The sequence below is a fragment of the Actinomyces graevenitzii C83 genome (assembly GCF_000239695.1).
Lineage (GTDB): Bacteria > Actinomycetota > Actinomycetes > Actinomycetales > Actinomycetaceae > Actinomyces > Actinomyces graevenitzii.
On the sequence record NZ_JH470338.1, the window covers coordinates 1,582,439 to 1,609,182 of the forward strand.

Here is a 26,744-nt window from a genome sequence, read left to right on the forward strand (position 1 = left end):
GCACCTCATCCACCACCGGAGCAAGAGGCCACACCTGCCACAAACCCTGGCATCGCCTGCGAAACGACCTGCCCCCACCTGGCATATCCGCCTGCCGATTACCGCTGAGCAGCCAGGCAAGAAACTCACCCAGATGCTTGGCCGAGGTATCAATCCGCTGCACGCCAGTTGAGTGGCACGAGGTGCAATGCCACCTCTGCTTGCCCGATTTCGACAGTCCGTACCGGATCAGCTTCCTGCCACAGGAATCGCATTTCGAGATGTTCACTCACCGAATCTGCCAGTACCAACTTTGACGCCCACTCTCCCGCACCATAAAGCCGAAAAGTCGATGTTTCACCAACACATTTTGTCCACCCTCAAAGTTGGCCCCCAACAACTTTGAACCAGACTTTCTCGCACTACAAAGCCGAAAGGTCGGGCTCAGACCAACTCTTTTTGTCCTTTAACCCAGCAGCCCGGGCAAGGCAACAAAAAACCGGGCCAGTTTCCTGACCCGGTCTTACCAGTGCGCGAGGGGGGACTCGAACCCCCATGATCGTTAGATCACACGGACCTGAACCGTGCGCGTCTACCAATTCCGCCACCCGCGCGGCGCTCTGAAAGATTAGCACGAACCCACCCCTAAAAATCCAATCGAAAGCAGCAAATTAGACTATGATCTCTGCCACATGGGGATATGTCCTTCCAGATGCATCACAGCATTAACCGGTATCATGACCCTTGTATTGGACGTACCACTGCTCTCACAGTCCACAAAGGCCACGCCAGTAGCTAGACTTATGAGCTACCGGTTTAACCTGGATAGTTGAGAGCGCGTTAAGTTTAATAGGCCAGCCCGGCCTGAATACTGTAGGAGGTGTGGCAAATGGGGCTGTTCGACCGTATCGAAAGAAGCGGGGAAGCTGTTGCTAACCGTCTAGTTCACAAAGATGCCCAGCCTTTAGACACGATCGAGATCACCTCCAAGCTAATTGAAACCATGGATAAGAAGGCCACGGCCTTCTCACGTGACCGCACTGTTGCCCCCAACGTGTTCCAGGTTTCTTTAGCGCCGATCAACTTTGACCAGATAAACGCTTGGGGCTCAAGCGTGCTGGCTTCCGAGATGAGTCAGGAGCTCATCCGCCACGCCCACACCCAGGGCTATTCCTTCATTGGCCAAATCGCCATCAGCTTTGCTGCGGAACCCTCCCTTAATCCGCACGCTATCCACGTAAACGCTTTTACACGTAAGGACGCTTCGGCACCCGTGACTCGCCCAACTATTACCTCTCCTATCCTGGACATTAACGGCCAGCGCTATATGCTCACCGGTCCCGTCACCATCATTGGTCGCGGCAGTGAATCAGACATCATCGTTGATGATTCTGGAGTTTCTCGCCGTCACCTGGAAATTCGCCTAACCGCAGGACATACGGTCGCCACTGACCTAGGCTCCACCAACGGCACCTTCGTTGAGGGTGTGCGTATGGATGCCGCTACCCTCGTCAACGGCAACACCATCACCATTGGTCACACCACCATTATGTTCTGGGACGGTAGTGACGAGGTTGCCGGGTGAACGAATTAGCTTTCACTCTCCTACGGCTTTCCTACCTGGTCTTACTGTGGGTCTTTATTTGGGCTTCGCTGCGTATTTTGCGCCGCGACGTCTTGGTGACCGCTGCGTCGTCGTCAACCACTGACCGACGCCGCCGCATGGCCCGTAACCTCCAGACAGACGGCATGGTGGAGGGCCGCCAACGCGGAGCCACCCGGCTAGTCATCACAGAAGGGCCGCTAGCGGGCTCAACTGTGCCGCTAACCCCCAGTTCAATCATTATTGGCCGCTCCCCTGCGGCCACCTTAGTGCTTGACGACGACTACGCTTCGGGCCGTCACGCCCGTATTTTCCCGCAGGACGGTATTTGGTGGTTGGAGGATCTAGGATCCACCAACGGCACTTTGCTAGGAGGTAATCCTGTCACCGGCACCGTCCAACTTCCCATGAACACCCCGGTCCGTATCGGCCAGACCACCCTGGAGCTGAGGCCGTGATCTCTCTACACTACGCAGCGCGCTCTGATGTTGGTTTAGTGCGCTCTTCCAACCAAGACTCCGGCTACGCCGGCCCGCACCTGTGTGTCCTATGTGACGGCATGGGTGGCCCTGCTGGTGGCGATATCGCCTCCGCAGTCGCCGTCAGCCACTTGGCGCCCCTAGACAATGACACGCACGGCGCTGAAGACCTGCTAGCCCTACTACGTGGGGCCGTGGCAGACACTCACGCTGAACTGGCTGCTCTTTCCGCTGCTGACCCATCCCTATCTGGCCTGGGCACCACCTGTATTGCGGTTATGCGTAGCGGCAACAAGCTAGCCATGGTGCACGTGGGTGACTCACGCGCCTACCAGCTGCGTGACGGCAACCTAGAACAGGTCACCCGCGACCACACTTTCGTGGAGTACCTGGTTGAAACCGGTCGGCTAACCCGCGAGGAAGCCTCCCACCACCCCCAGCGTTCCGTGCTACTGCGCGTGCTTGGCGACGCCCAGGGCGACGTCATGCTAGATGAGTCCATCCGTGAAGCCAAGGTGGGCGACCGCTGGCTGCTGTGTTCAGATGGTCTATCCGGGCTGGTCAGCAAAGAAACCATTGAATCCATCTTGAACAAGGTGGAAGACCCCGGTGAGGCTGCTGAAGAGCTAATTTCCCTAGCCCGTAAGGCTGGCGGCCCCGACAACATCACCGCAGTCATCTTTGACATCGTTGACTCCACTACCGTGCAGACTGAGCCGCAGGTAGTGGGCTCTGCTGCCTCCGAAACCGTGGTGCAGCCGCGCACTGTCGCCTCCCCACCGGCCCCTGAACCGGACTCTCCAGCCGCTAAGGCCGCCGCTTTGCTGCCCAATTTCCCAGCTGAGGAAGAAGAAGACGAAGAACTCGTCGACACCACCCCGCACGTAACCAAGCGCTGGAGTTGGCCGCGTCGCATCCTGACTGTGCTGCTGACCCTGGCACTGCTAGGCGGCCTGGGCGCAATCGCCTGGCGCTGGACCCAAAACCAGTACTACGTGACTATCAGTGGCGATTCCATCGTCATTTACCAGGGCATTCCACAAACCCTGGGCCCAGTTAAGCTTTCCAAACCCGTAGAAACGGTTGCCTCTCCCAAACCCAGCCAGTTGGACCAGCAAATGCGGGCCCGCCTGAGCGAAAATGTGCTGCTGCCCTCTCTAAGTTCAGCGCGCAACTATGTCTCTAAGACAGTCACTTCCCACCTGAACGACCCCACGCCGACGTCGTCGTCCACCCTTCCGCCTGCAGGTTCGGCCTCCTCCCCGGCCCCCCTAAACCCGGCACCAGCTCGGACACAACGCCTACAGCGGGGTCAAAACGGTGAATTTAATTAAACCTAGTTCTGGACGCTGGTCTGAGGTTCTGCTGCTTGTAATCGCCCTGGTCATTGGCCTGGGCGGCTTCTTGCTGACCATCCTCAACCGCACCGGCTCAGCCCCCACCTCAATCTGGCAGTTAGCCGGCTCGCTGCTGGGTATTTCTATTGCCGTGCACCTGTGGGTGCGGTGGCGTGCTCCCTACGCCGACCCGGTGCTACTGCCCACTGCGGTGGCGCTAAACGGCCTGGGTCTGGCCATGATCAGCCGCCTAGACATTGCCTACCGCAAGCTTGAGCAGACTGAATACATTGTGGGTTTCAAGCAGGTGGCTTGGACTTCCATTGGCGTGATTTTGTGCTGCGCGGCGCTGTTCTTCATCCGCGACTACCGCCAACTGCGCCGTTGGGACACCTGGTGCATGTGGCTGGGTATTGTCTGCCTAGTTTTGCCTTTTGTGCCCGGCTTGGGGCGTGAAATCAACGGTTCCCAGATTTGGATTGTGGTTCCCGGTCTGGGCATGAGCTTCCAGCCGGCAGAGCTAACCAAGGTGCTGCTGTCGATTTTCTTCGCCTCCTACCTGGTGGCTAACCGCGACAACCTGGCGCTGTCTGGCCGGCGCATCCTGGGTGTGCACTTCCCACGTTGGCGTCACCTGATGCCAATGATGGTGGTGTGGGCAGCCAGCATTGGGGTGCTGGTGATGCAGAAGGACCTGGGCACATCAGTAATGATCTTCGGGATGTTCGTGGTGGTGCTGTATGTGGCCACCAACCGTCCTTCCTGGCTGATTATTGGCGCCACCCTAGCCATTGTGGGTCTGGCCTTGCTATGGCTGCTGTTTGAGCCCGTTTTGTCCTCGCACCTGGCCCACGTAACCGGCCGTGTTAACGCTTGGCGCTTTGCCATGGATGACAAGGTCTACAGCTCCATTGGTGGCTCTTGGCAGCTGGTTATGGGCCTGTTTGGGATGGCTTCTGGCGGCCTGTTTGGTACCGGCTGGGGTAAGGGCTACCCCAACCTGGTTACTTTCGCTAACTCTGACTTCATCACCTCCTCTTTCGGTGAGGAGCTGGGGCTGACTGGTCTAACCGCAATCTTGCTGATGTACCTGGTTTTCATTGAGCGCGGCCTGCGTACTGCGGTGGCGCTGCGTGATGGCTTTGGCAAGCTGCTGGCTACGGCCCTGTCTTTCACCATGGCCTTGCAGGTGTTTGTGGTGGTTGGTGGCGTCACCCGTCTGATTCCGCTAACCGGTTTGACCATGCCGTTCTTGGCTTATGGTGGCTCGTCTTTGGTAGCTAACTGGGTGATTTTGGCTTTGCTGCTGCGTCTTTCCGACGCCGCCCGTCGCCCCACTGTGCGCGCCCCACAGATCATTGATACTACTGAGCTGCCTGAGTCGCTGCGGCGCCAGATTGCGCAGGAAAACGCGGAGGCTGATAAGGCTGCCGCTGCTAGCGCGGGCACTCCCGACGCCGCCGCTGCTGGCTACGGCCCCGCCGGCCCCCAGGGTGGTAGCGTCCCGCAAGGCGGCCCCCAAGGCCCGGTGCCTTATGGCCCTGGCCCGCAGGGCGGCCCTGGCCCGTACGGCCCGCAAGGGCCGACTGGTGGCCCTGGACCGTACGGCCCACAGGGACCGACTGCTGGCCCGCAGGGTACCGCTCCTCAGGGAATACCGATGGGTGGCCCCCAAGGTGCCCCAGCTACTCAGCCAGCCCCGACACTCACCCCTAACCGCGCTCACGGCCGCCGCGCCGCCCAGCCGGCACAGCAGGTACAACCGGTGCAACCGGTACAGCCAGGCAGGACCAATCCGCCGTCGGCACAAGACCACCAGAACACGGAAGTAATCAGAGGAGTATTTGAATGAACCCTCAGATTCGCCACGTTTCTTTGCTTGTGACAGGCATGTTTTTGGCACTGCTTGTGTCCTTGACTTCCCTGCAGGGATTTGCACGTCCCGCCCTATGGGAATCTAGCTCGCAGTATGGCTCGCTAACTGAGGACTCACGTAACGCGCGCACTATCTACCAGGAGTACGGTAAGGCGCGCGGCGCCATTATGGTTGACGGCACGGCCGTAGCCGCCTCGGTTAAGTCTTCCGACTCCCTGGGCTACCAGCGCGTTTACTCTAACGGCCCGCTGTATGCGTCAGTGACCGGCTACTACTCCACTATTTTCTCCAACATGACCGGCATTGAGAATGCCGAAAACACGGTGCTAAACGGCTCTTCGCCGTCGCTGTGGCGTAGTCGCATCCAGAACCTGTTCACCGGGGACCAACCCCAAGGTGGCTCAGTTGAGCTAACCATTAACCCCACTTTGCAAAAGGTCGCCTACCAGGCCCTGGGCACTAAGCGGGGGGCTGTGGTGGCTCTTAACCCCAAGACCGGCGCCATTTTGGCAATGGTTTCCACTCCCTCTTTTGACCCCAACCTGCTAGCCAGCCATGACGGCACCACTGCCGACACCGCCTGGAAGCAGCTCAACTCTGACAGCGGTACCCCGCTGATCAACCGCGCCATTGGCGGTGACCTGTACCCACCCGGTTCTACCTTCAAGGTAATTACCGCCGCAGCCGCACTGCGCCTGGGTAAGGTCACCCCTGATTCCCAAGTTGACGCCCCTGACACCGTCACTCTTCCGGGCACCACCCACCAGTTGCAAAACTATGCGGGTGAGTCCTGCGGTAACGGTAAAGTCACCCTGACTTACGCCTTCGCCGAGTCCTGCAACACCACCTTCGCTCAGCTAGCTATGAACGTAGGCGAGCAGGAGCTCACCCGCGAGGCTGAAGCTTGGGGCTTTAACACGTCGTCGTCGATCCCTTTGACGGTTACCCCCTCCAGCTTCCCGTCAGTCAAGTCACAAGCTGAATTGGCAATGGCGGGTATCGGGCAGCAGTCCGTACGTGTAACTCCTCTGCAAATGGCCCAAGTTGCTGCCACGGTGGCAAACGACGGTAACCAGATGCAGCCCTACCTGGTTAAGCGTACTTTGGACGACAAGCTTTCGGTCATTTCCACCACCAGCCCAAAGGTGGCACGCTCCCCCATTTCTTCGACGGTTGCGGGACAGCTTAAAACCATGATGATCCAGGTGGTTGCTTCGGGAACCGGTACCTCGGCTCAGGTTGATGGCATGGATGTAGCGGGTAAGACTGGTACGGCTGAAACCGGTAGCGACGGCGGCCCCGTCACCTGGTTTATTGGCTACGCTGGTCCTTCCGGACAGGCTCCGACCATTGCCATCGCTGTCGTACTCGATGGCGGCGATCAGACCGCTGATACGGGTACTGGCGGTAGTGAAGCTGCCCCTATCGCAGCCACTGTCTTTAAGGCAACGCAGCAATGATTAAACCAGAAGCTGGACTAGTACTTCAGGACCGCTACCGCCTGATCGAACGCATCGCTATGGGCGGTATGGGCGAAGTTTGGCGTGCTCAAGATCTACGATCTGGACGTGTTGTAGCCGCCAAAGTAATGCGCCCCGAGCTAGCCGGTGACGAGCTGTTTTTGCAGCGTCTACGCACCGAAGCTAAAAATGCTCGTGGCCTGCGCCACCCCAACCTAGCCATGGTGCTTGACTACGGTGAAGCTGATGGCTCCGGCTGGATCATTATGGAGCTAGTGCAGGGTAAGCCCCTGTCAGAGCTGATCGCTGAGAAGGGTACCCTACCCCCCAGCGTGATTTTGCCGTTGCTAGCCCAAACCGCCCGCGCCCTGCAGGTAGTGCATGAGGCCGGCGTGGTACACCGTGACGTTAAGCCCTCCAACATCCTGGTTAACCAGGAGGGACTGGCTAAGCTACTGGATTTTGGTATTTCTTCTGGAGCCAACCAGCTGCCCATGACCGCTACCGGCATGGTTATGGGTACCGCCCAGTATCTTGCCCCCGAGCAGGCTACCGGCGCTGCTGCCACAGCCGCTGGAGACCTGTACTCACTGGGTGTTATCGCTTATGAGGCACTAGCTGGGGCACGTCCTTTCACCGGCGCCACCGCAGTTGATATTGCTTACGCGCACGTTAACGACCCGGTTCCTGCACTGCCTGAGCAGGTGCCGGCAAATGTGCGTGAATTGATTTACGCGCTGCTATCTAAGAAGCCCTCTGACCGGCCCACTACCGCCCAGGATTTGGCCCGCCGTCTAGACCGCATCATTATTGGTCTGCCTAGCGACGACGCCGTCACCTGGAACGCTAACCCGCCGCAGAATTGGGCTCCGGTTCAGCATGAGCCTAAGACGGCCGCTAAGGGCACTCCGATTAGCAAGAAGCCGCATTCGCGAATGCCTAAATCTAACCCGGGCGCCAATTCCTTGTGGGACCTGCTGCAAAGCTCTAATCCCACGAATTTGTCCACGGGTACCTATGCCATTGTTCTCGTGGCAGTATTGTTCTTGGTGTTACTTCTAATTGGATTGGCTGCAAGCGCTTTTGCGGTTCCGGTACGCGCGTTAGACGGTGGCAATATGCCGCCTGCTAGTGCGCACAGTGTTTCGAATATTGCAGAGTTTGCCTCTCGCGAGGCTGGCGCCCCCTCCATATCTATTGCCCAGGAGGCATTGTGACAGCACGTATCTCTAAAGTCTTGGCAGGACGCTATGAGGTGCTTGAACTGATCGGCCGTGGCGGCATGGCTGAGGTGTACCTCGGCCGCGATAAGCGTCTATCTCGCACTGTGGCAATCAAGCTACTACGTAGCGATATTGCTGAAGACCCTACTTTCCAGGCGCGTTTCCGTCGTGAGGCGCAAAGTGCTGCTGCCCTAAACCACCCCTCGATTGTGGGTGTATATGACTTTGGTGAAGAGGTGGTTACCCGCGCTGATGGTTCCACCCAGACTGTGCCCTACATTGTTATGGAGTACGTGCAGGGTCACACGGTACGTGAGCTGCTAAGCGAGGGCGAGGCAGTACCGATTGATGAGGCTGGCGAGATTGTTTCTGGCGTGCTGCAGGCGCTGGGCTACTCGCACCGTAACGGCATTGTGCACCGTGACATTAAGCCTGGAAACATTATGTTGACCAACACCGGCGAGGTGAAGGTCATGGACTTCGGTATTGCTCGCGCTATTGAGGATAGTGCGGTTACGGTAACCCAAACCCACGCGGTAGTAGGTACCGCCCAGTACCTGTCACCAGAGCAAGCGCGCGGCGAGGTGGTTGATGCCCGCTCTGATATTTATTCCTGTGGTTGCCTGCTTTATGAGCTGCTAACTGGCCGCCCGCCCTTTAAGGGTGACTCGGCTGTGGCCATTGCCTACCAGCATGTGCGTGAGTTGCCGGTGCCGCCGTCGCAAATTGCCCCGGACGTGCCCGAATCCATGGACCGCGTGGTGATGAAGGCGCTGGCTAAGCACCGTGAGGATCGCTACCAGAACGCTGACCAGATGCGCGCAGATTTGCAGGCCGCTATCCGTGGTTTGCAGGTTAACGCCCCGGCTACTGAGACTTGGCAGCAGCAGGCGACGACGGTTATCGCCCCCACTCCGGGGGTTCCCTCCGCCCCTGCGGCAACTAACACTGGCTCTATCCCTAAGGTTAAGGATGAGCAAGCTGCCCGTCAGGCTGAGGAAGAGGCTGCTAAACGTAAGAAGAAGCAGCTGCTGATTATTGGTCTAATTACCCTGGTGGCGCTACTAGCGCTGGTAGGGGCGTTGGCTGCGGCCGGCGTGTTTGGGGGGACCCCAAGTAAGCACACCACTGCCTCCCCCACCCAGTCTGCAGTGTCTGTGCCTGACCTTACCGGTAAGGATGAGGCTGGGGCTCGTAGCGCCCTTGAGGGTGTGGGCCTGGCCTTCCAGCGTGGCGCTGACGTTTCTTCTGACACGATCCCTGAGGGTCAGGTAGTTTCCTATGACCCTGGTGCGGGCACGATGGCTGCCCCTGGCACCAAGGTTGAGGTGCACTTCTCCTCTGGTTCTGCCACTGTGGCGGTACCTAACGTGTCTGGCCAAACTCAGGGTGATGCCCGAAATGCTCTGGAAAAGGCCGGTTTCACGGTTGGTGACGTTACTACCGTCGACGCCGGTGGGGTTAAGGCCGGTAACGTGGTTTCTACTGACCCGGCAGCGGGCACCAAGGCTAAGCGTGGCTCTACTGTGAACCTGCAGGTTGCCTCGGGCCGCCTGGTGGTGCCTCAGAACCTGGTGGGTATGAGCACTGATGAGGCGAAGAAGGCGCTAACTAGCGCTGGTTTCACGGTGATCACCATTAACCAGCAGACCACTACTCAGCAAGATCAGAACGGCAAGGTACTTAGCGTGAACCCTGCTGCTGGCGCTACTGTGGATAGCGGCGCTGAGATTACTTTGACGGTAGGCCAGTACTCGGCTCCGCCTACGCAGTCGCCTACCGCCTCGCCTAGCCCCACCACCGGTAATGGAAATGGCAATGGGAACAATAACGGTAACGGTAATGGCAATGAAACGCTCATTCCTTACCCTGGTATCCCGGGTAACAACAACAACCACTAAGTTGTGATATACTCAGAGGCAGGTATATCACTTCCTTTGCGAGTACCTAAAAGGCATGTTTTGTGCCGGCTCGAAAGAGCCGGCACAAAGCATTTTAAGCACCCTGTAGTGGGCATCAGATATACGTCTTGCACCCACAATGGCGCGGTTTAACTAGCGCGATACTTAGGCTAGAGATAGTCATACAGCCCCAGTAATGACACTATTTAGAGCTGTTGGCTTACTGATAGCAGCAGACGCCTACCGGCGTCCACAAGGCGGTTTAGACGTCAAACAATTTAGGCGCCAGGCCTGGCTTTTGGCCGTTAGAAGCTTTTAGCCGTTAGAAACCTCTGCAGTGTTACCCACAATGTAGGTGTTTACCAGCGGGAACACCCACTCAAACAACACAAACACTACGGCCAAAATCAGTACTAGCGATTCAATTACCTTCAGCCATTTGGGGCCGGGTAGGTGGCGGAAAATAAACCCGTACATGTTGCCTCACTTAACGCCAGGATCGGACAGGACAGATTCGGGGCGACCCTCACCGCGAGGAATCCAGTAAGACAGCTGCGCGTGCACAATCCAGCGCTGATCATTACCCCACTCCCCTAATGTGGCCGAGTGGCAGGTGGTCATAGTCAGTAAACGCTGGGTGGGCTGCGCATTGGGGTTATTGGGCACGGGCGCAATCACATCCACCTGTGAGGGATCCACAATTTCATGCCCAGTCACTTTATAGACATACCAGGCGGTAGCGGTTTCAACGATTACTTCGTCGCCAGCTTTAAGTAAATCAATGCGCCTAAAGGAGTTACCGTTAGTGCGTCGGTGTCCGGCCACCGAGAAGTTACCAATAGCGCCCGGGTAGGCAGTGTTTTGGTAGTGACCAGCTGCCGCCTGATCCAGTAGCTCCTGGCCAGTGCCCTGATAGATAGGCATGTTGTTATTGGTGATGCCATACCACTTGGGCACAATCAGCACCCCCATAGGCTGCCCGTAAGCCACTGTGGGCTCTACTGGTGGGGCCTCAGTGTGCTTATTACCTGCCTTCTTAGGCGAGGTGGGCAGGGTGTTGTGAATCTGAGTCATGGTCTGTTCAGCTTTGGCGTTGGCGTCAATCGACGTCCACCACAGCTGCCACACCAGGAATAAACCAATTAGTAAACCAGCCGTTAACAGCAGCTCACCAATAATGGTCAGGAATACATCCAGTACCTTTCGGGACCGAGCTTGACTTGTAACGTGCGCGGTCATGTATGCACTCCATTGCGTTGTTGAGCTGGTCTTGCTCACCTAGATTAAGCGGTAAGCTAGCACTAAAGTACTCTACTTCCACTAAATGAGAAACGAACCGGAGAATCCTGTGTCGAAAAATGGCTCCAAAGATCTAGCCCGCAAGGACGAGGATAAGGACGAGTCCGCCACTAACAGTGCCGCCAAGGACTCCGCTAAGAAGTCTGCCAAGGACTCAGAAAAAGACTCAGATAAGGGCTCTGACAAGAAGCGCTCTGCTAAAAAGTCTTCTAAAAAGTCCAAGGAGTCCGCTAAAGAATCCGCTAAGGATGCCGACGACGCCAAGAAGTCTGCAGGCAAAAAGAAGTCAGCCAAGGACGCTGAGCGCGAACAGGCCCTAGCTAAGCGGGCCCGCAAGGCTGACCGTAAGAGCCTTGAGTTGGACTCAAAGTCCTCTGACTCGCTCAAGGCCAAGGTCGCTAAGAAGGAACTAGAGCGCCGCAAGGCTTCACGTACCCCACACAAGGTTAAGAACATCTCCAGCCCCGCCTGGTATGCCCCCACCATGTGCACCATCATGTGCCTGGGCCTAGCCTGGGTGGTGGTTTCCTACATGACCGGTGGCGAATACCCGGTGCCGTGGTTCATTAAGGCCCACCGGGCCGACTGGCTGGCCAACGGCAACGTATACGTTGGTTTCGTACTCATGCTGGCCGGATTCATTGGGATCTTGCGCTGGAAGTAAAGCCAATGGGTCAGGCATAGATACCTGAACTTGTTTTTTGGCCCATACCTAGCAGCCTTAGCGCCTTAGCCCAACAGTTGGGCTAAGGCGCTTTTCATGCCGCTAGCGCCGCTAGCAGCGCATAGGAGGCGGTGCCAACTATCAAAGATAGGGCCACATTGCCTCGCCACAGGTGCAAACCAGCGGTTATAGCCACTGCCCCCACCAAGGCTGCGCTACGGCCTAAATCTGCGCTTAAATCGCCTAGCGTGTAAGCCACCAGTACCACCATTACCCCCAGGGGCATAGTGCGCGACAAAAACTGCATCAGTGGCCGGTGCGCCACCTGGTCGGCGCCCTTAACCCCGGTGTAGCGCAAGCCAAAGGTGACGGCCGCAGCTACCGCCACCACCGCTAAAACATGCCAGTTACTTACCGCTTGCCTAACCACAGCTTCACTCATCACTACCCCGCGTTTCATGGTTTAACTGCCCTGTTTTAGCCTCAGATTGGTTTAAACCAGCCCCGCGACCACCAGCCGCAGTGACGCTAAGCGAGCGCCGTCGTCGTAAATACAGGGCGCTTAAACACAGGCTTAAAGTAAGCAACCCACAAAACATGGCCAGGCGCCCGCCCACGGCCACCGTCACCACGGCAGAGACCGACGCCGCCACTAGCGCCCCCGAGTCGGGGTTGGCTTTATAGGCCTCAATTGCCAGCACCGTGAACAAGGCGGTGAGCACAAAGTCGGCCACATCCGTATGCTGCGAAATAAAGCCCCCAAAGCTACTGCCAGTAAGCGCCCCCAAGCAGGCCCCCAACACCCAAGACAGGTGCGAACACAGCTGCACTGTCAGCAGGTAACGCCAAGTCATGCGCGAGTGGTCTTTAGCGGCAGTAACCGCATACACCTCGTCGGTAAGCGAGTAGATAGAGTAGGTGCGCGCCAGCCTCCCCGGCGGCACGTTACGGGGAAAGCTCAAGCCGTAAAACAGATGGCGGCCATTAACAAACAGGGCACTAAGCGCCACCGTAACTAGCCCCACCCCGCCGGTTATTAGCGAAACCAGCAAAAATTCCATAGAACCGGCATAAACCACTGTGGCAAAGATAGGTGCCCACCAACCGGGGATACCGGCAGTTACCAATACGATCCCAAAGGCGATGCCTAGCGGGATATAGCCCAGAAAAATTGGGGTACTGTCACGCAAACCATCTCTAACGCTACTCAATGATTGAGCCATGCCCTTGAGCATAGACGCCGCTTTTACAGCGCTCTAACCCTGTACGGATAGTGAAATGGCAACAAAAAACGGCGCCGCTTTAGGCGACACCGTTGTTTGTGTAGTGAAAACTCACTCAGCAGCCGGGGCTTCCTCGTCCTCGTCTTCAGCCTCAACCTCAGACCAGTACTCCTCCGCCCAGGGGTCCTCAACCGGCTGGCTGCGCTTGTACAGCACGAAAGCAGCACCGGCAGCGGCAGCCACTAGGGAGGCTACACCTAGGCCCTTGAAGAAGCTGCAGCTCTTGGTCGATTCGTTTTTGTGGCAAGACATGATGACTCCCTCAAAGAAGTAAGTAACGTTACATCCAATAATGTCACTGTTTTGGCTCTCATTCCATTCGAACCCGCCTCAAAAGCTGCGCCACAAGAAAAATTAGGTCACAGCGTAACTATCTCAACAACTTTCATGGGCTTTTCCATGGGGTAGGCCACGCCGCCAACTAAGCAAATTGTGGGAGTATGAGGTTATGGAAGCAATTATGCACACTAACCTCGGCGATATCCGCCTGGAGCTGTTCGAGGACAAGGCCCCGATTACCGTTACCAACTTCGTAGAGCTGGCTACCGGTAAGCGCGCCTGGATTGACCCGGCCACCGGCGAAGAGACCCAGCGTCCTCTTTACGACGGCGTCACCTTCCACCGCGTAATTAAAGATTTCATGATTCAGGGTGGCGACCCGCTAGGTAACGGTACCGGCGGCCCCGGCTACACCTTCGACGACGAGATCGACAACTCCCTGACCTTCGCCGACACTTACCTGCTGGCTATGGCCAACGCCGGTACCCGCATGGGCCACGGCACCAACGGTTCACAGTTCTTCATCACCACTGTGGCAACCCCTTGGCTGCAGGGCAAGCACACCATTTTCGGCAAGGTAGTGGATGAGGATTCACGCAAGGTTGTGGACGCTATTGAGGCTGCTCCCACCGATGGCCGTGACCGTCCCCTGCAGGACGTGGTTATCAACTCCATCGACATCGTTGAGTAATAACCGAAGTTAATTCCTTCGTGGGGGGTTGGGTGTTTTAAACGCCCAACCCCCCACTTTTATTTGGGCCAGGCCGTGCCGGCGTTGGACGACGCCGAGCCCACCGCAATCCACAGTTATCCACAGGCTGTGTATAAATAGTGTGGATAACCCCACTAAAAAGGTGGAAACGTGTGGGTAGTCAGCTAATAACACCCGTGTATTTACTCCACAGTTGTGGATAACTCTGTGGACTTACACGCTTGTGAGTTATCCACATAGATATCCCCAGCTGGGGAAAACTCCAGGTAAGACGCAGTTTTCAGGTTATCCACGAGATCCACAGCCTCACTTACACACAACCCACCAGCTGTGGATAACGCTTCCCCAGCTGTGATTAACGCATCTGCCCAGTAACTGTGGATAACTGCGCTAGGGCTGCATCTGGGGTTTATATGCGTCTGGGATTTATGTACGTCTGGGTTTATAGCTGGGCTACTGCCGCGAAAATCTTGGCTTGTAGGGGCGCCTGGGGCCGCGTAGTAGGGACAGCGGGGTCAAACCAGTCCACTTCTGCGATTTCAGCGTGTGGGCGCACCTGCTGGGGGTTAAAAACCCCATCCGCAATGAATACGTGGGAAACCACCGTAAAGCCCGGTTCATTTGAGGCTGGCGCACTGAAATCGCCTAAGGGGCGTACAGCAGAGTTTTTAAGGTCTAGCCCCACTTCCTCATGCACCTCGCGTAAAGCCGCTTCTAGGGGGCTTTCGTGGGCTTCTAGCTTGCCTCCGGGCATCTGAAACCTGGGGGAGGAGCCTTTACGCACACTCAGCACCCGCCCCTGGGCGTCACGCAGCACAATGGCAGCTACTTCCACAATTTTGAACTCTTCTAACAGCATCTTTTTCTCCAGCCACTAGTTACGCCTCAAGTATGCGCCCGTAGTGGCTTGTGTCCACGTCGGCTTGGCGACGACGCCCGTGCTGTCTCCCGACCCCGCTGCTGGGTCCCGCAGTCCGGCACAGCGGCTCAGCGCTGCCTGAGAGCGCTGCCTACGCTGGCCTGGTGCCCATAGCGGCTCAGTGCCGCCAACGACGCCGCCCACGCAGCCGCCGTTGCCAGCGTTAGCCGCCCGGCGCCGTCGTGGGCATAAAAAAAATCCGCCGCAGTCTAACTGCGAGCGGATACTGGGTGGAGCTAACGGGACTCGAACCCGTAACCCCCTGCTTGCAAAGCAGGTGCGCTACCAATTGCGCCATAGCCCCATTAGGCCGGATCAGCTACTTTAATCCAAGGTTGCGCTTGCCAACGTTTAGGGGCGGTTTTTAACCAGAGGGCATAACCGCAAGCACCTAGGCTAAGTGCAATCAGGGATTTAGCTGCGAAGCTCATTAATTTGCTCCGTTCAACCGGTGGTGGGCCTAGCTGGACTCGAACCAGCGACCTCATCCTTATCAGGGATGCGCTCTAACCAACTGAGCTATAGGCCCGTTTGACTCGATAGAGATTACACGAGCCAGACGCAGATAATCAAATCGAATTAATCATCTGCCAGTGTGAGATAGATCCCACCGATCAGGTGGGTGGTTACGTTGTAGATCATGGCACCGATAGTGGCCAGGGCGGTGGACAGAATAATGTTCACAACCGCCACCACAGTAGCCAGGGAAACCGCACGCGAAAGCTTGAGGTACTCCACCACGGCCTGCAGCGACTTCTCACCACCAAGCTGCTGTACCTGATCCTTAATCTTGGCGAACACGTGCAGCGCATCTAGGGAGAACCACACCACTACAGCCGCAACGATGGTCATGATGCCTACTGCCACCGATAGCAGGAAGGCAGTCTTCATAACCGACCAAGGATCCACGCGCTCTAGCGCTAGGCGCACAAAACGGCGCTCAGCAGCAACGGGGGCAGGCTTAGGGTTGTGCTGGCGTGGGGGCTGTGCCGGAGGCATAGATGCGGGCATCGGTCGTGGTGCCGGGCGTGAGCCGCCTGCTTGAGGTGCGGTGCGGATACGCGGCGGCGGTCCCGGCTGCACGCCCTTAGGGGGAACACCCTTGGGCTGGTTGCCCTTAGGCTGGGGCGTGATCGAGGGGGGTACCGACATTATTTGGCCTCGCTTTCATTCGCGTCTAAGGCTACCGACTCTTGGGGCTGCTCGTCACCCTCTAAAGGCAGGTTAACTGCCTCATTTACGTCGGATTGAACACTAGCGCCTAGTTCGGTTGCGTCATCGTCAGAAAGGTCACGTTCTTGGGAGCGGGCGACGGCGATAATCCGGTCGCTCTCGTCGGGCTTGGCGAAGGTGACGCCCTGGGTGTTACGGCCGGTGCGCGACACTTCTGCCACCGCCGAGCGCATTACCTTACCTGAAGCCATGATGCACAAAACCTCATCGGATTCGTCCGTGATCAAGGCCCCTACTAGCTCACCGCGTGCTTCTACCAGGTTGGCTACCTTCACGCCCAGACCACCACGGCCCTTAACCGGGTATTCATCCACGCTGGTGCGCTTGGCGTAACCGCCGTCGGTAACCACAAACAGGTCTGCGCCTTCACGCACCACATCCATGGCTAGCAGGCTGTCGCCGTCGCGGAAACGCATACCGGTGACGCCGCTGGTGGCGCGGCCGGTAGCACGCAAGGTGGCGTCGGTGGCAGTAAAGCGGCAGCTTTGGCCGTGACGTGAAACCAGAATTAGATCCTGGCCCTCATCTAGCAAAGCCGCACTGACCAGCTCATCGGGGTTACCGTCGGCGTCTTCACGCAGGTTGATAGCAATCACGCCGCCAGAGCGGTTGGATTCGTATTCACGCAGCGCAGTCTTCTTAACCAGGCCCCGGCGGGTAGCCAACACCAGGTATTGGCTTTGCTCGTAGTCTTTAAGCTCCATTACCTGGGCAATGGTTTCACCCGGCTGGAAAGCCAGCAGGTTAGCTACGTGCTGGCCCTTGGCGTCGCGACCACCCTCGGGCAGCTCATAGGCCTTGGCGCGGTAAACGCGGCCCAGGTTGGTGAAGAACAGCAGCCAGTGGTGGGTGGTGGTGACGAAGAAGTGCTCTACTACGTCGTCTTCACGCAGGGCGGCGCCCTTAATACCCTTACCGCCACGGTGCTGGGAGCGGTAGTTGTCGGTGCGGGTGCGCTTGGCGTAACCACCACGGGTGATAGTAACTACCACTTCCTCTTCGGGGATGAGGTCTTCCATACTCATTTCGCCCTCGTGCGGCACGATTCGAGTACGGCGCTCGTCACCGAATTTCTCAGTGATTTCTGCCAGCTCAGTGGAGATAATGCCGCGCTGACGCTCAGGGCGGGCCAGGATGTCACGCAGGTCGGCTACACGCTCGCGCAGTTCCTCGGTTTCCTGCTGAATCTTTAGGCGTTCCAGGGCGGCCAGGCGTCGCAGCTGCAGGGACAAGATGGCTTCAGCCTGAATCTCATCTACGCTGAGCAGTTCCATTAGACCCACACGTGCCTCATCGGTGGTGGGGGAGCGGCGGATCAGCGCGATTACGGCGTCCAGAGCGTCGATGGCGCGCATTAGGCCATCCAAAATGTGCAGGCGGTCCAGAGCCTTTTGCAGGCGGAACTGGGTGCGGCGCACAATCACGTCCAGCTGGTGCTCCACCCAGTGGCGTACAAAGCCATCCAGGCTTAGGGTGCGCGGCACGCCATCGACTAGCGCCAGCATGTTGGCGGGGAAGGAGTCTTGTAGCTGGGTGCGCTTGTAGAGGTTGTTTAGTACTACCTTGGCTACGGCGTCGCGCTTAAGCACAATTACTAGACGCTGTCCGGTACGGCCGGAGGTTTCGTCACGGATGTCAGCAATACCGCCCAGGGAGCCGTCACGTACCAGCTGGGCAATCTTTTCAGCCAGGTTGTCAGGGTTTACCTGGTAGGGCAGCTCGGTTACTACCAGGCACTGGCGGCCGTGGATTTCTTCCACGTTGACGACGGCGCGCTGGATGATGCCGCCACGACCGGTACGGTAGGCCTGCTCAATACCGCGACGACCCAAAATTGTGGCGCCGGTGGGGAAGTCAGGGCCGTGTACTCGCTGTAGTAGGGCCTCAAGTAGCTCTTCACGTGAAGCGTCGGGGTGCTCTAGCAGCCACTGTACGCCGTCGGCCACTTCCCGCAGGTTGTGCGGGGGAATGCGGGTGGCCATACCCACCGCAATACCCTCAGAGCCGTTAACTAGCAGGTTGGGGAAACGGGAAGGCAAGATAGTGGGTTCTTGCTCTTTACCGTCATAGTTGTCCTGGAAATCGACGGTGTTTTCGTCGATGTCGCGCACCATTTCCATGGCCAGGGGGGCCATCTTACATTCAGTGTATCGCGGCGCAGCCGGGCCCAGGTTACCGGGGGTACCAAAGTTACCCTGTCCGGCTACCAGCGGGTAGCGCATAGACCAGGGCTGTACTAGACGGGCTAGGGCGTCGTAAATGGCGGCGTCACCGTGGGGGTGGAAGCTACCCATTACGTCACCCACCACACGCGAAGACTTAGAGAAAGCCGCGTTGGGGCGGTAACCGCCGTCGTACATGGCGTAAAGAATGCGGCGGTGTACGGGCTTGAGGCCGTCACGCACGTCCGGCAGGGCGCGCCCAACAATCACACTCATGGCGTAGTCGAGGTAGGAGCGCTGCATTTCCAGCTGCAAATCGACGCGCTCAATGCGGTCGAATCCGGGCTCCTCGATTACTTCGATCTGGTCGTCACTCACGAAAGTTATTCCTGTTCTTTAAGTAGTCGAGGGCTCAGATATCCAGGAAGCGCACGTCGTTAGCGTTGCGTTGGATGAAGCTACGGCGTGATTCGACGTCGTCACCCATCAAAACCGCGAAGGTTTCGTCAGCGTCGGCAGCCTCATCCGGGGTGACCTGCTTGAGGATGCGGTGGGCCGGGTCCATGGTGGTGTCCCACAGCTCGTGGTCGTTCATCTCACCTAGACCCTTGTAGCGCTGAATGCCGTTTTCCTTGGGCATACGCCAGCCCTTAGCGGCGCCAGCCTCACGCAGGCGGTCGCGTTGCTCGTCGCTGTAAGCAAATTCGTGCTCGGCGTTGGACCACTTGAGACGGTACAGCGGCGGCATAGCGATGTAGACGTGACCGTTTTCGATCAGCGGGCGCATGTAGCGGAACAGCAACGTCAGCAGCAAGGTGGCAATGTGGGAGCCGTCCACATCGGCGTCGGCCATAATCACGATCTTGTGGTAACGCAGCTTTTCAAGCTCAAAATCTTCACCAATGCCGGTACCAAAAGCGGTGATCAGCGAGCGGATAGTGTCGCTAGAGAGGGCGCGGTCTAGGCGCGCCTTTTCCACGTTCAAAATCTTGCCTCGAATCGGCAAAATTGCCTGGTGCTCAGGGTCTCGGCCACCTACCGCAGAGCCACCTGCAGAGTCACCCTCAACAATGAAAATTTCAGAGTTAGAGGCGTCGCGCGAGGAGCAGTCACGCAGCTTACCGGGCATGGAAGCGCTTTCCAGCACACCCTTACGACGGGTAGCTTCACGGGCTTTACGGGCCGCAATACGCGCAGCAGAAGCCTGCTTAGCCTTGCTAATAACCGCCTTGGCGTCTGCCGGGTGAGCGTCAAACCAGTCGGTTAGCTGGGCGTAAACCGTCTGCTGCACAAAGGAGCGGGCCTCAGTGTTACCCAGTTTGGTTTTGGTCTGGCCCTCAAACTGGGGCTCAGAGAGCTTAATGGAGATAACCGCCGTTAGGCCCTCACGTACGTCCTCACCGGAGAGGTTATCTTCCTTGTCTTTAAGCAGGCCCTTTTCACGCGCATACTTGTTGACCAGCGTGGTCAGGGCGGTGCGGAAGCCTTCTTCGTGAGTACCACCCTCGGTGGTGTTGATGGTGTTGGCGTAGGTGTGTACCGACTCGGAGTAGGCAGCAGTCCACTGCATGGCGATTTCTACGCTCATGCCCCCATGCTCACCGCTTTGCTCAGCGGAGAAGTCAATGATTTCGGGGTGGATCAGCTCAGCCTTCTTGGTTTTGTTCAAGAAGTGCACGTAGTCGCGTAGACCGTCGGAGTACATGTAAGACACGCTGCGGTGCTTGTGCGCCTGGGTGTCTTGCTCGCTGCCGGCAATTTCGTCGCCGTCAACGGATAGGTCACGCTCGTCGGTTAGCGAGATGCGCAGGCCCTTGTTCAAGAAGGCCATCTGCTGGAAACGACGGCGCAGCGTCTCAAAGTCGAAAACGGTGGTTTCGAAAATCTCGGGGTTGGGCCAGAAAGTGACGGTTGTGCCCGTCTGGTCAGTGGGCTCACCGCGACGTAGGGGAGCAGTGGGGACGCCGTCGGCAAAATCAATATTCCAAACGTAACCGTCGCGGCGCACCTCAACGGACAAGCGGGAGGACAGGGCGTTAACTACCGACACACCCACACCGTGCAGACCACCGGAAACGGAGTAACCGCCGCCGCCGAACTTACCGCCTGCGTGCAGCACGGTAAGTACTACCTCAACTGCGGGCTTGTGTTCAGTGGGGTGCTCATCCACCGGGATACCGCGACCGTTATCTACCACGCGCACACCGCCGTCGGGCAGGATGGTGACTTCAATGTGGTCACAGTAACCAGCTAGAGCCTCATCTACGGAGTTATCCACTACCTCGTATACGCAGTGGTGCAGGCCGCGCTCACCGGTGGAACCGATATACATACCGGGACGCTTGCGGACAGCTTCAAGGCCTTCCAAAACCGTGATATTTGAAGCTCCGTAGCTGTCGTTAGTCACAGTGCTATCCTGCTCAGCCACGTCTAATATGCTCCTCGTTCTTGCTTGGCAGGGTCAAAAAAGATCCTTGCCCTTGCATTAGGTCTGTATGTGCCGCCTAGGGAGGGTTTAACGGCACGTTTAACTACCCGGTAAGGCAGCTCAAACTACCTATATTCTACCGTGTTAGGCGCGATTTTCCGGCCTGGCGGCGGTGTGGCCCTAAGCAAATACTGTGCCTTAGCTATCACTTAGGCTCCGGCTGCCCGACGGTGCCTGGTGGCGGTGCTTAGTACCCACAGCCAACGGCGCCCGCTTGGGCAAGCCGCGCACTTTAGCCGTAGGTGTCGCGTACCCCACGCGCCCCGGGCACGGCCAGTTTGCCGTGACGCCAGGTGTAATCCGCGTTAGGGCCGCGCACTTTAATGCTTTTGACAATGCCCGGGCCTACTTCGCGCTCAAATAGGGCCTCCAGCTGGGGCATCATCAGTTGCAGTTGCTGCGCCCAGTTGGTGGAGTGGGCGCGCATTACCAGGCGGCCATTTTTGAAGGAATAAATGCTGCAATTTTCAGCCATATCCTTGCCGACAATCTCTTCCCAGCGCACCTTGACACTGGCTATGCGCAGGGATTCTTCCCAGCCTTGGCGGTGAAAAAAGCCGTCCAGCTCACGTTTACCTGAGCGCGGATCGCGCCAATACACGCGAGCTTGGGAGACGGGTTGGCCGTTGACGATCTCGGCGTGGCGTTCTTGGCGCCGGCGGATACGCCCAATACTGACTGCGTCCCAGGGTGCTAGCGCGTCCGCATTTGCAGCTGGGTTGTGGGCGGCGTTTACAGGTGCGTTTGGGTCCGCATTTGCGGAGCCATTCTGGGCTGCACCTGCGCCCGCGTTTGGGGCGGCATTTGTGCCCGCGTTTAAAGTTGCGTCTGTAGTTTGGCCCTTCAGTGACGACGACGCCGGAGCCCCGCCTGCTGCTGGGCTTGCTGCTAGCACTGGGCCACCGGGGCTTTTACGAGGTAGGCGCTTTAGGCTATGGCCTGCATTCCAGGCTTGCTCGCGTTGGCGTGCCAGCGCGGCCACAGCCATTTGGTCACCGTAATCTTCACTGTTCACGGCTAAACTTCGCTTACTACAGAGCCGGTCACCTGCAAACGGTGATGATCAAGTTCGCTAGGGACGTCGTCGCCAACTGCAGCGGTAATAAGCACTTGCTGAGCCTGGGCCACCATCTGCGACAAGGCCCGACGCCTGCGCATATCTAATTCCGCGAAAACATCATCAAGAATCAAAATCGGGTCTTCACTCTTACCATCGATGCTGGTCAAGGCGCTATCAGCGCGCATTAGCTCAAAACTAGCCAGACGCAACGCAAGCGCTAGCGACCACTGCTCACCGTGTGAAGCAAAACCTTTAGCGGGCAGATGCCCCAGGAACAGCATCAAGTCATCGCGGTGTGCCCCTACTAGGTTCACCGCTCGCTCTAGTTCCCGCTGGCGCAGCTGTCCCATAGTTTCGAGCAAAGCTTTACTGGTGGCCTGCACATCCAGAAGAGAATTTTCGTAATCCTCCCACTCCCCGGTGTCCGCAATATCCGGGTCAGCTACGCCGCGCGCAGCCAACAGGCTCGCGCGGTAGGCCAGATTTGCCTGCGACTGCGCTAGCGAAACCGTCTGATAAGACTGGGCCACCCAAGGGCGTAGCTGGCGCACAAGTTTGACGCGCGCGGCAATCAGCTGGGCAGCTAACTGGGCTAGCTGCTCATCCCACACATCTAAAGTGGCTAGGGCGCTGCTACGTGCTGAGCCGCTTTTACGTTTTAGTCCCCGCAGCAGGCCTGAGCGCTGGGCTAGCACCTTGTCGTGGTCTGCGCGCACCCCGGCCAGACGCGGGCTCATCATAACCACCAGGTCATCTAAAAAACGCCGGCGCACCTGTGGATCTGAACGCACCAAAGCCAGATCTTCCGGGGCAAACAGCACTGTGCGGCAAATCCCCAGCAGTTGGGTGGGGCGGGTGGGGGCGCGGTTTAGCCGGGCCCGGTTAGCTTTGCCGGAAATAATTTCTACTTCTAGCAGCTGCGGGCGGGCGGCAGTGATTAGTTTGGCGCGGATGACGGCGGCGTTGGGTTGATTTTTATCGCTGGCGTCACGCCTGACCAGGGCGGTGTCGGCGCCAACTCGGTGGGAGGAAAGTGTAGCTAAATAGTTAATGGATTCAACCAGGTTGGTTTTACCCTGCCCGTTTGAGCCCACCAGTACCGTAGCTCCAGGCGGAAAACTGACTACCGCCTGCTCATATGAGCGGTAGTCAGTCAGCGCCAAATCAGCTACGTACATATGCCTTACACGCCAAAGCGGATAGGCATCAGCAAGTAGCGGAAGCTGGGGTCAGGCTCGGCTCCAGGCTCATCTACCCCAACCAAAACTGCCGGCTTATTGGGGTGGGTGAAGTCAAAACGCACATAGTTGCTAGCTAGCGCGTTTAGGCCCTCTTGCAGGAAAAGCGGGTTGAAAGCAGCAGAGATTTCGTTGCCATCTAGGTGGGCTACCAGCTCTTCACTGGCCTGTGCATCCTCACCCTGGCCAGCTTCAAGATGCAAGTTACCCTCGGTGAAAGTTAGGCGCAGTGCAGTGTTGCGCTCGGCCACCAAAGACACGAACTTAACCGCATCTAGTAGCTCTTTACGTCCCACCGTGGCATAGGTGTTGACCTGCTCGGGGAACAGGCGACGCACCTGGGGGTATTCGCCGTCGCTAAGCACTGAAGTAGTGCGGCGCTCACCGGATTCAAAACCAATCAGGCGTGAAGCTACGGCGTCGTCGTCATTAAGCGCAATCTCAATGGGGGCGCCGGAAACCAGAGACTTAGCCACATCAGCTAAAGTGCGGGCCTTTAGCAGCACCACCGCGTCCAGGGGCTTAGCTGGGTTCCACTCCACTTCGCGCATAGCTAGCCGGTAACGGTCAGTAGCCAGCATGGTCAGCTTATTGCCGCTAAATTCCATGCACACATTGGTTAGCAGCGGCAGAGTGTCGTCGCGGGCAGCAGCAATAGAAACCTGAGCTACCGCCTTAGAAAGCACGTCAGAGTCGATGGTGCCCACCTGGGCGGGCATTGAAGGCAAAGCTGGGTAGTCATCAACCTGCATAGCCGGCAGCTCAGAATGAGCTGAACCACAGGTGAAACGTACACGGGTGCCCACCAGCTCAATATCTACCGGCTTGCTAGGAAAGCCCTTAGCAAACTTGGTGAGTGCACGGCCAGGAATAAGTACCTCGCCCTCAACCTCAACCGAGGCCGGGATTTCACAACGCCCAGATACCTCATAGTCAAAGGAAGACAGGATTACAACATCCCCCTTAGCCTCCATACGCACCCCAGCCAGCACCGGAACCGGCGGGTTGGGTGGCACTGAGCGAGCAGTCCAGGCTACTGCTTCAGCTAAAACGTCACGGGCTACCCTGAGCTTCACGTTGGGAGGCCTTCCTTAGATGGATATAGAGGGGCGGCTTAAAAGTTTAGCCGGTATCGCCCTATAGGGCATCTCAAAAAGGGTCACTGTGTGACTTTTGCACCCTTGGCTTGGTGCGTCCGTAGCGGGGGTTTTCCCCAATTGGCCTACGTTGGCGAGCTTGCAAATCGTGTGGGGTTTAAAAGTCAGCAGTAGTAGTAGCGGGTGTGGAAGCTGTGGAAAACCGCTTTTTGGGCCGGTAGCGCGCCGACGGCGAATGTGGGCTGTGTGTGGTTAAAGCTTGGGATAACTCGGGGCGGCTGTGGAAAGTGCTAAAGCTCATAGCACCAATCCACAGGCGAGTCTTAGTTAAACACAGCAAAACCGGGGTTGCCCACAGCCTTACCAACAGGGCCTGTGGGTGAAAAAATCACGTATTTGCGGGCAAAAAAGGCCGCCGCTAAGCCCAAAAACAGGGCCCAGCGGCGGCGTCGAGAATTAGGGGAGAAGCAGCTAAAGCACACGGCAAAACGCAACCAGGCGCGGTCAGCGCACGCCGCAAAATCAGAGCAACGGCTAGGAGTGAGGCGTGGCCGCAGCCTGCTTAATGCGGCTGGTTAGCTCAGTTACCTGCTTATAGGTATCTGCCTGGGCCGACATCTGGGTGCGCACCTTCTTATCCGCGCTCATCACGGTGGTGTGGTCGCGGCCGCCAAACTCGCGGCCAATCTTGGGCAGCGACAAGTCAGTCAGCTCGCGGCACAGGTACATGGCGATGTGGCGGGCAGTGACAATAGTGCGCGAGCGGTTGGCCGAAGACAGGTCTTCAATAGTGATGCCAAAGTAGTCGGCGGTCTGCCCAATGATCAGCGCAGCCGTGATATTGCCGGTGTCCTGGTTGGAAACCAGATCCTTAAGCACCATCTCGGCCACGGGCAGATCCACCGGCAGCTTGTTAATTGAGGCGTAGGCAGTTACGCGGATAAGCGCGCCTTCAAGTTCGCGGATGTTAGCCGAGATGCGGCTAGCAATGTAATCCAAAACCTGTGGGGGCACATCCAATTTGTCGGCCTGGGCGCGGCGCGACAAAATCGCGATACGGGTTTCTAGATCCGGGGGCTGAACGTCAGTAGATAGGCCCATGTCGAAGCGTGAACGCAGGCGCTCATCAATTTTCAGGGCCTTGGTGGGCTGGTCGGAGGTCAGCACTACCTGCTTATTGGCGTTATAGAGCGCATTGAAGGTGTGGAAGAACTCCTCCAGGGTCTGCTCTTTGTCTTGCAGGAACTGGATGTCGTCAACCAGCAGGATGTCCACCTGACGGTAGCGGCGTTTGAAGGCATCCATGCGGCCTTCAGACACGGAGGTGATGAAGTCTGAAACGAATTCCTCAGAGTTTACGTACTTGACTTTGCTCTTGTGGTAGGCGCGAGTGTAGTGCCCAATGCCGTGCAACAGGTGGGTTTTGCCCAGACCTGAGCCGCCGTAAATAAATAGCGGATTGTAGGTTTTAGCTGGGGTTTCTGCCACGGCATAGGAAGCGGCGTAGGCAAAGCGGTTGGAGGAGCCAACCACGTAAGTATCGAAGGTGTAGCGCGGGTTTAGCTTGGAGTCATCTAGGACGTCGCTGGGGCGCACATTCAACCCCTTGCCGCGCGGGGCCTTTTTGGGCTGCTCAGGGCGGCTAAATTCCACTACGGTCTGGGTATCTGGCACCACCAGGCCGTTTTCTTGGCCTAGCTCTAGGCCTAGCTGCTGGGGGGCACTTGGCGCGGCGGAGTCGTTAGCGCCGTGGCCTAGCTTTAGCTCGGCTGGGGTGGGGATAGTGCCTTTGAACTGCGACGACGGCGCCTGGGTTGAGTCTGTGGGAGCGGCGGGGGAGTTGGGCGCGGCGGAGGCAGCAGGGGAACTAGCGGCGGCGTCGGCATTTACTCCCGGGGTGCCAGAAACCGGGGCGCCAGAGGCGGCAGAGTCCCCATGCACGGCGGCGCGGGCGGCGCTAATAATGACCTCAAGATCCTTAGCGCCCGGCGCAACCGTGTAAATAATGGGCATGTCATAGCCGATTTGGTCAGCAACTGCTGTCTTGATTGTGGCTGACACTGCGCGGTCAGTTAGACGCTGCTTAACGAATTTAGAGTTGACTACCACTACCAGTGTGCCCTCAACATCGACGGCGTGGCAGGTGCGGGCCATGGCCAGGTAGCTAGGAGTTAGTGAGTTTGAAGCGGTCAGGGCTTCTACAACACTTTCCCAAAGCTGAGCGCCGAATTCAGCGCCCGGGTCAGTTACCGGATCGGACACGGCGTCTCCTTAAGTTCATAAAACAACTAATTGGGTTTAGGGCCCGGCTAATTGGGTTTAGGGCCCGGCGGGCTGAGTCCAAGTTGTCCACAGAGATATCCACACCTGGGGATGGAGCAGACGTCCGCGAACAATTTTAGGCCGCTTATTGAGGATATACGCAATCTAGCTGGTGAATGCGGAGTTACAA

The 26,744-nt window shown here is 57.6% G+C and carries 23 protein-coding genes and 3 tRNA genes; 9 read left to right on the plus strand and 17 right to left on the minus strand.

Annotated elements, in window-relative coordinates; all coding sequences use genetic code 11:
* Positions 1–268: transposase-like zinc-binding domain-containing protein (locus HMPREF0045_RS11065; protein ID WP_462138029.1), on the minus strand; the 268-nt coding region annotated here is incomplete at its 3' end.
* 241 nt (positions 269–509) lie between these two features.
* Positions 510–593 (minus strand) — tRNA-Leu (locus tag HMPREF0045_RS06695).
* 275 nt (positions 594–868) lie between these two features.
* Between HMPREF0045_RS06695 and HMPREF0045_RS06700 the strand changes: the two genes are divergently transcribed.
* From HMPREF0045_RS06700 to pknB, 7 genes are read left to right on the plus strand one after another with little or no spacing between them, the layout of a single operon-like run.
* Positions 869–1,564: an FhaA domain-containing protein gene (locus tag HMPREF0045_RS06700; protein WP_005986765.1), complete on the plus strand. Its 696-nt coding sequence runs from the start codon at positions 869–871 to the stop codon at positions 1,562–1,564.
* Positions 1,561–2,040, plus strand: a complete 480-nt coding sequence (locus tag HMPREF0045_RS06705; RefSeq protein ID WP_005986767.1) for an FHA domain-containing protein FhaB/FipA — start codon at positions 1,561–1,563, stop codon at positions 2,038–2,040. Before HMPREF0045_RS06700 ends, HMPREF0045_RS06705 begins: the two co-directional genes overlap by 4 nt.
* Complete coding sequence (locus HMPREF0045_RS06710; RefSeq protein WP_005986769.1) at positions 2,037–3,395, plus strand: PP2C family protein-serine/threonine phosphatase; 1,359 nt, start codon at positions 2,037–2,039, stop codon at positions 3,393–3,395. Before HMPREF0045_RS06705 ends, HMPREF0045_RS06710 begins: the two co-directional genes overlap by 4 nt.
* On the plus strand, positions 3,382–5,250 hold the full coding sequence (locus tag HMPREF0045_RS06715; protein WP_005986771.1) for an FtsW/RodA/SpoVE family cell cycle protein: 1,869 nt from the start codon (positions 3,382–3,384) through the stop codon (positions 5,248–5,250). The genes HMPREF0045_RS06710 and HMPREF0045_RS06715 overlap by 14 nt, the downstream gene beginning before the upstream one ends.
* Positions 5,247–6,734, plus strand: coding sequence for a peptidoglycan D,D-transpeptidase FtsI family protein (locus HMPREF0045_RS06720; protein WP_005986772.1), 1,488 nt, complete (start codon positions 5,247–5,249; stop codon positions 6,732–6,734). Before HMPREF0045_RS06715 ends, HMPREF0045_RS06720 begins: the two co-directional genes overlap by 4 nt.
* Positions 6,731–7,951, plus strand: a complete 1,221-nt coding sequence (locus HMPREF0045_RS06725; RefSeq protein ID WP_005986774.1) for a serine/threonine-protein kinase — start codon at positions 6,731–6,733, stop codon at positions 7,949–7,951. Before HMPREF0045_RS06720 ends, HMPREF0045_RS06725 begins: the two co-directional genes overlap by 4 nt.
* Entirely contained in the window at positions 7,948–9,858 is a 1,911-nt protein-coding gene (pknB, locus tag HMPREF0045_RS06730) for a Stk1 family PASTA domain-containing Ser/Thr kinase (protein WP_005986776.1), read from the plus strand. The genes HMPREF0045_RS06725 and pknB overlap by 4 nt, the downstream gene beginning before the upstream one ends.
* A gap of 315 nt (positions 9,859–10,173) precedes the next feature.
* Here the strand turns inward: pknB and HMPREF0045_RS10755 are convergent, their stop codons facing one another.
* The gene (locus HMPREF0045_RS10755) at positions 10,174–10,335 is read right to left on the minus strand and encodes a hypothetical protein (RefSeq protein ID WP_005986778.1); all 162 of its coding nucleotides are present in this window, start codon (positions 10,333–10,335) and stop codon (positions 10,174–10,176) included.
* Positions 10,336–10,341: 6 nt separating this feature from the next.
* Positions 10,342–11,097: a class E sortase gene (locus HMPREF0045_RS06735; protein ID WP_005986780.1), complete on the minus strand. Its 756-nt coding sequence runs from the start codon at positions 11,095–11,097 to the stop codon at positions 10,342–10,344.
* 85 nt (positions 11,098–11,182) lie between these two features.
* On the opposite strand from HMPREF0045_RS06735, the gene HMPREF0045_RS10185 reads away from it, so the two are divergent.
* Positions 11,183–11,821 (plus strand): cell division protein CrgA, encoded by a 639-nt coding sequence (locus HMPREF0045_RS10185; protein WP_081466801.1) that lies wholly within the window; start codon positions 11,183–11,185, stop codon positions 11,819–11,821.
* A 94-nt stretch (positions 11,822–11,915) separates the two neighbouring features.
* Here the strand turns inward: HMPREF0045_RS10185 and HMPREF0045_RS06745 are convergent, their stop codons facing one another.
* The 3 genes from HMPREF0045_RS06745 to HMPREF0045_RS06755 form a co-directional block, all read right to left on the minus strand.
* Positions 11,916–12,281: an AzlD domain-containing protein gene (locus HMPREF0045_RS06745; protein WP_005986784.1), complete on the minus strand. Its 366-nt coding sequence runs from the start codon at positions 12,279–12,281 to the stop codon at positions 11,916–11,918.
* Entirely contained in the window at positions 12,256–13,044 is a 789-nt protein-coding gene (locus HMPREF0045_RS06750; RefSeq protein ID WP_196793405.1) for an AzlC family ABC transporter permease, read from the minus strand. Before HMPREF0045_RS06750 ends, HMPREF0045_RS06745 begins: the two co-directional genes overlap by 26 nt.
* A 111-nt stretch (positions 13,045–13,155) precedes the next feature.
* Positions 13,156–13,356, minus strand: coding sequence for a hypothetical protein (locus tag HMPREF0045_RS06755; protein ID WP_005986787.1), 201 nt, complete (start codon positions 13,354–13,356; stop codon positions 13,156–13,158).
* Between the two features lie 196 nt (positions 13,357–13,552).
* Here HMPREF0045_RS06755 and HMPREF0045_RS06760 point away from each other — a divergent pair, with 196 nt between their 5' ends.
* Positions 13,553–14,074: a peptidylprolyl isomerase gene (locus HMPREF0045_RS06760; protein ID WP_005986789.1), complete on the plus strand. Its 522-nt coding sequence runs from the start codon at positions 13,553–13,555 to the stop codon at positions 14,072–14,074.
* A gap of 463 nt (positions 14,075–14,537) precedes the next feature.
* Here HMPREF0045_RS06760 and HMPREF0045_RS06765 read toward each other — a convergent pair whose 3' ends face one another.
* The 10 genes from HMPREF0045_RS06765 to dnaA all read right to left on the minus strand — a co-directional run bounded on the left by HMPREF0045_RS06765 (position 14,538) and on the right by dnaA (position 26,554).
* Complete coding sequence (locus HMPREF0045_RS06765) at positions 14,538–14,954, minus strand: NUDIX hydrolase (RefSeq protein ID WP_005986790.1); 417 nt, start codon at positions 14,952–14,954, stop codon at positions 14,538–14,540.
* 291 nt (positions 14,955–15,245) lie between these two features.
* Positions 15,246–15,318 (minus strand) — tRNA-Ala (locus tag HMPREF0045_RS06770).
* 148 nt (positions 15,319–15,466) lie between these two features.
* Positions 15,467–15,543 (minus strand) — tRNA-Ile (locus tag HMPREF0045_RS06775).
* Positions 15,544–15,593: 50 nt separating this feature from the next.
* Positions 15,594–16,166, minus strand: coding sequence for a DUF3566 domain-containing protein (locus HMPREF0045_RS09740; RefSeq protein WP_005986792.1), 573 nt, complete (start codon positions 16,164–16,166; stop codon positions 15,594–15,596).
* Positions 16,166–18,787 carry a DNA gyrase subunit A gene (gene gyrA / locus HMPREF0045_RS06785; protein WP_005986794.1) on the minus strand — a complete coding sequence of 874 codons (2,622 nt, stop codon included), beginning with the start codon at positions 18,785–18,787 and terminating at the stop codon, positions 16,166–16,168. Before gyrA ends, HMPREF0045_RS09740 begins: the two co-directional genes overlap by 1 nt.
* A gap of 34 nt (positions 18,788–18,821) precedes the next feature.
* The gene (gene gyrB, locus HMPREF0045_RS06790; protein ID WP_005986795.1) at positions 18,822–20,837 is read right to left on the minus strand and encodes a DNA topoisomerase (ATP-hydrolyzing) subunit B; all 2,016 of its coding nucleotides are present in this window, start codon (positions 20,835–20,837) and stop codon (positions 18,822–18,824) included.
* A 292-nt stretch (positions 20,838–21,129) separates the two neighbouring features.
* Complete coding sequence (locus HMPREF0045_RS09745) at positions 21,130–21,912, minus strand: DciA family protein (protein WP_005986797.1); 783 nt, start codon at positions 21,910–21,912, stop codon at positions 21,130–21,132.
* A gap of 2 nt (positions 21,913–21,914) precedes the next feature.
* Entirely contained in the window at positions 21,915–23,135 is a 1,221-nt protein-coding gene (recF, locus tag HMPREF0045_RS06800; protein WP_005986798.1) for a DNA replication/repair protein RecF, read from the minus strand.
* 5 nt (positions 23,136–23,140) lie between these two features.
* Entirely contained in the window at positions 23,141–24,271 is a 1,131-nt protein-coding gene (dnaN, locus tag HMPREF0045_RS06805; protein WP_005986800.1) for a DNA polymerase III subunit beta, read from the minus strand.
* 555 nt (positions 24,272–24,826) lie between these two features.
* The gene (gene dnaA, locus HMPREF0045_RS06810) at positions 24,827–26,554 is read right to left on the minus strand and encodes a chromosomal replication initiator protein DnaA (protein WP_005986802.1); all 1,728 of its coding nucleotides are present in this window, start codon (positions 26,552–26,554) and stop codon (positions 24,827–24,829) included.
* Between the last annotated feature and the right edge of the window lie 190 nt (positions 26,555–26,744).

Bases quoted from the DNA above. Each gene is read 5' to 3' on its own strand.
- HMPREF0045_RS06700 (WP_005986765.1), top strand. From the start codon at position 869: ATGGGGCTGTTCGACCGTATCGAAAGAAGCGGGGAAGCTGTTGCTAAC.
- HMPREF0045_RS06720 (WP_005986772.1), top strand. From the start codon at position 5,247: ATGAACCCTCAGATTCGCCACGTTTCTTTGCTTGTGACAGGCATGTTT.
- HMPREF0045_RS06725 (WP_005986774.1), top strand. From the start codon at position 6,731: ATGATTAAACCAGAAGCTGGACTAGTACTTCAGGACCGCTACCGCCTG.
- HMPREF0045_RS10755 (WP_005986778.1), bottom strand. From the start codon at position 10,335: ATGTACGGGTTTATTTTCCGCCACCTACCCGGCCCCAAATGGCTGAAG.
- HMPREF0045_RS06735 (WP_005986780.1), bottom strand. From the start codon at position 11,097: ATGACCGCGCACGTTACAAGTCAAGCTCGGTCCCGAAAGGTACTGGAT.
- HMPREF0045_RS10185 (WP_081466801.1), top strand. From the start codon at position 11,183: ATGAGAAACGAACCGGAGAATCCTGTGTCGAAAAATGGCTCCAAAGAT.
- HMPREF0045_RS06745 (WP_005986784.1), bottom strand. From the start codon at position 12,281: ATGAAACGCGGGGTAGTGATGAGTGAAGCTGTGGTTAGGCAAGCGGTA.
- HMPREF0045_RS06750 (WP_196793405.1), bottom strand. From the start codon at position 13,044: ATGGCTCAATCATTGAGTAGCGTTAGAGATGGTTTGCGTGACAGTACC.
- HMPREF0045_RS06755 (WP_005986787.1), bottom strand. From the start codon at position 13,356: ATGTCTTGCCACAAAAACGAATCGACCAAGAGCTGCAGCTTCTTCAAG.
- HMPREF0045_RS06760 (WP_005986789.1), top strand. From the start codon at position 13,553: ATGGAAGCAATTATGCACACTAACCTCGGCGATATCCGCCTGGAGCTG.
- HMPREF0045_RS06765 (WP_005986790.1), bottom strand. From the start codon at position 14,954: ATGCTGTTAGAAGAGTTCAAAATTGTGGAAGTAGCTGCCATTGTGCTG.
- HMPREF0045_RS09740 (WP_005986792.1), bottom strand. From the start codon at position 16,166: ATGTCGGTACCCCCCTCGATCACGCCCCAGCCTAAGGGCAACCAGCCC.
- recF (WP_005986798.1), bottom strand. From the start codon at position 23,135: ATGTACGTAGCTGATTTGGCGCTGACTGACTACCGCTCATATGAGCAG.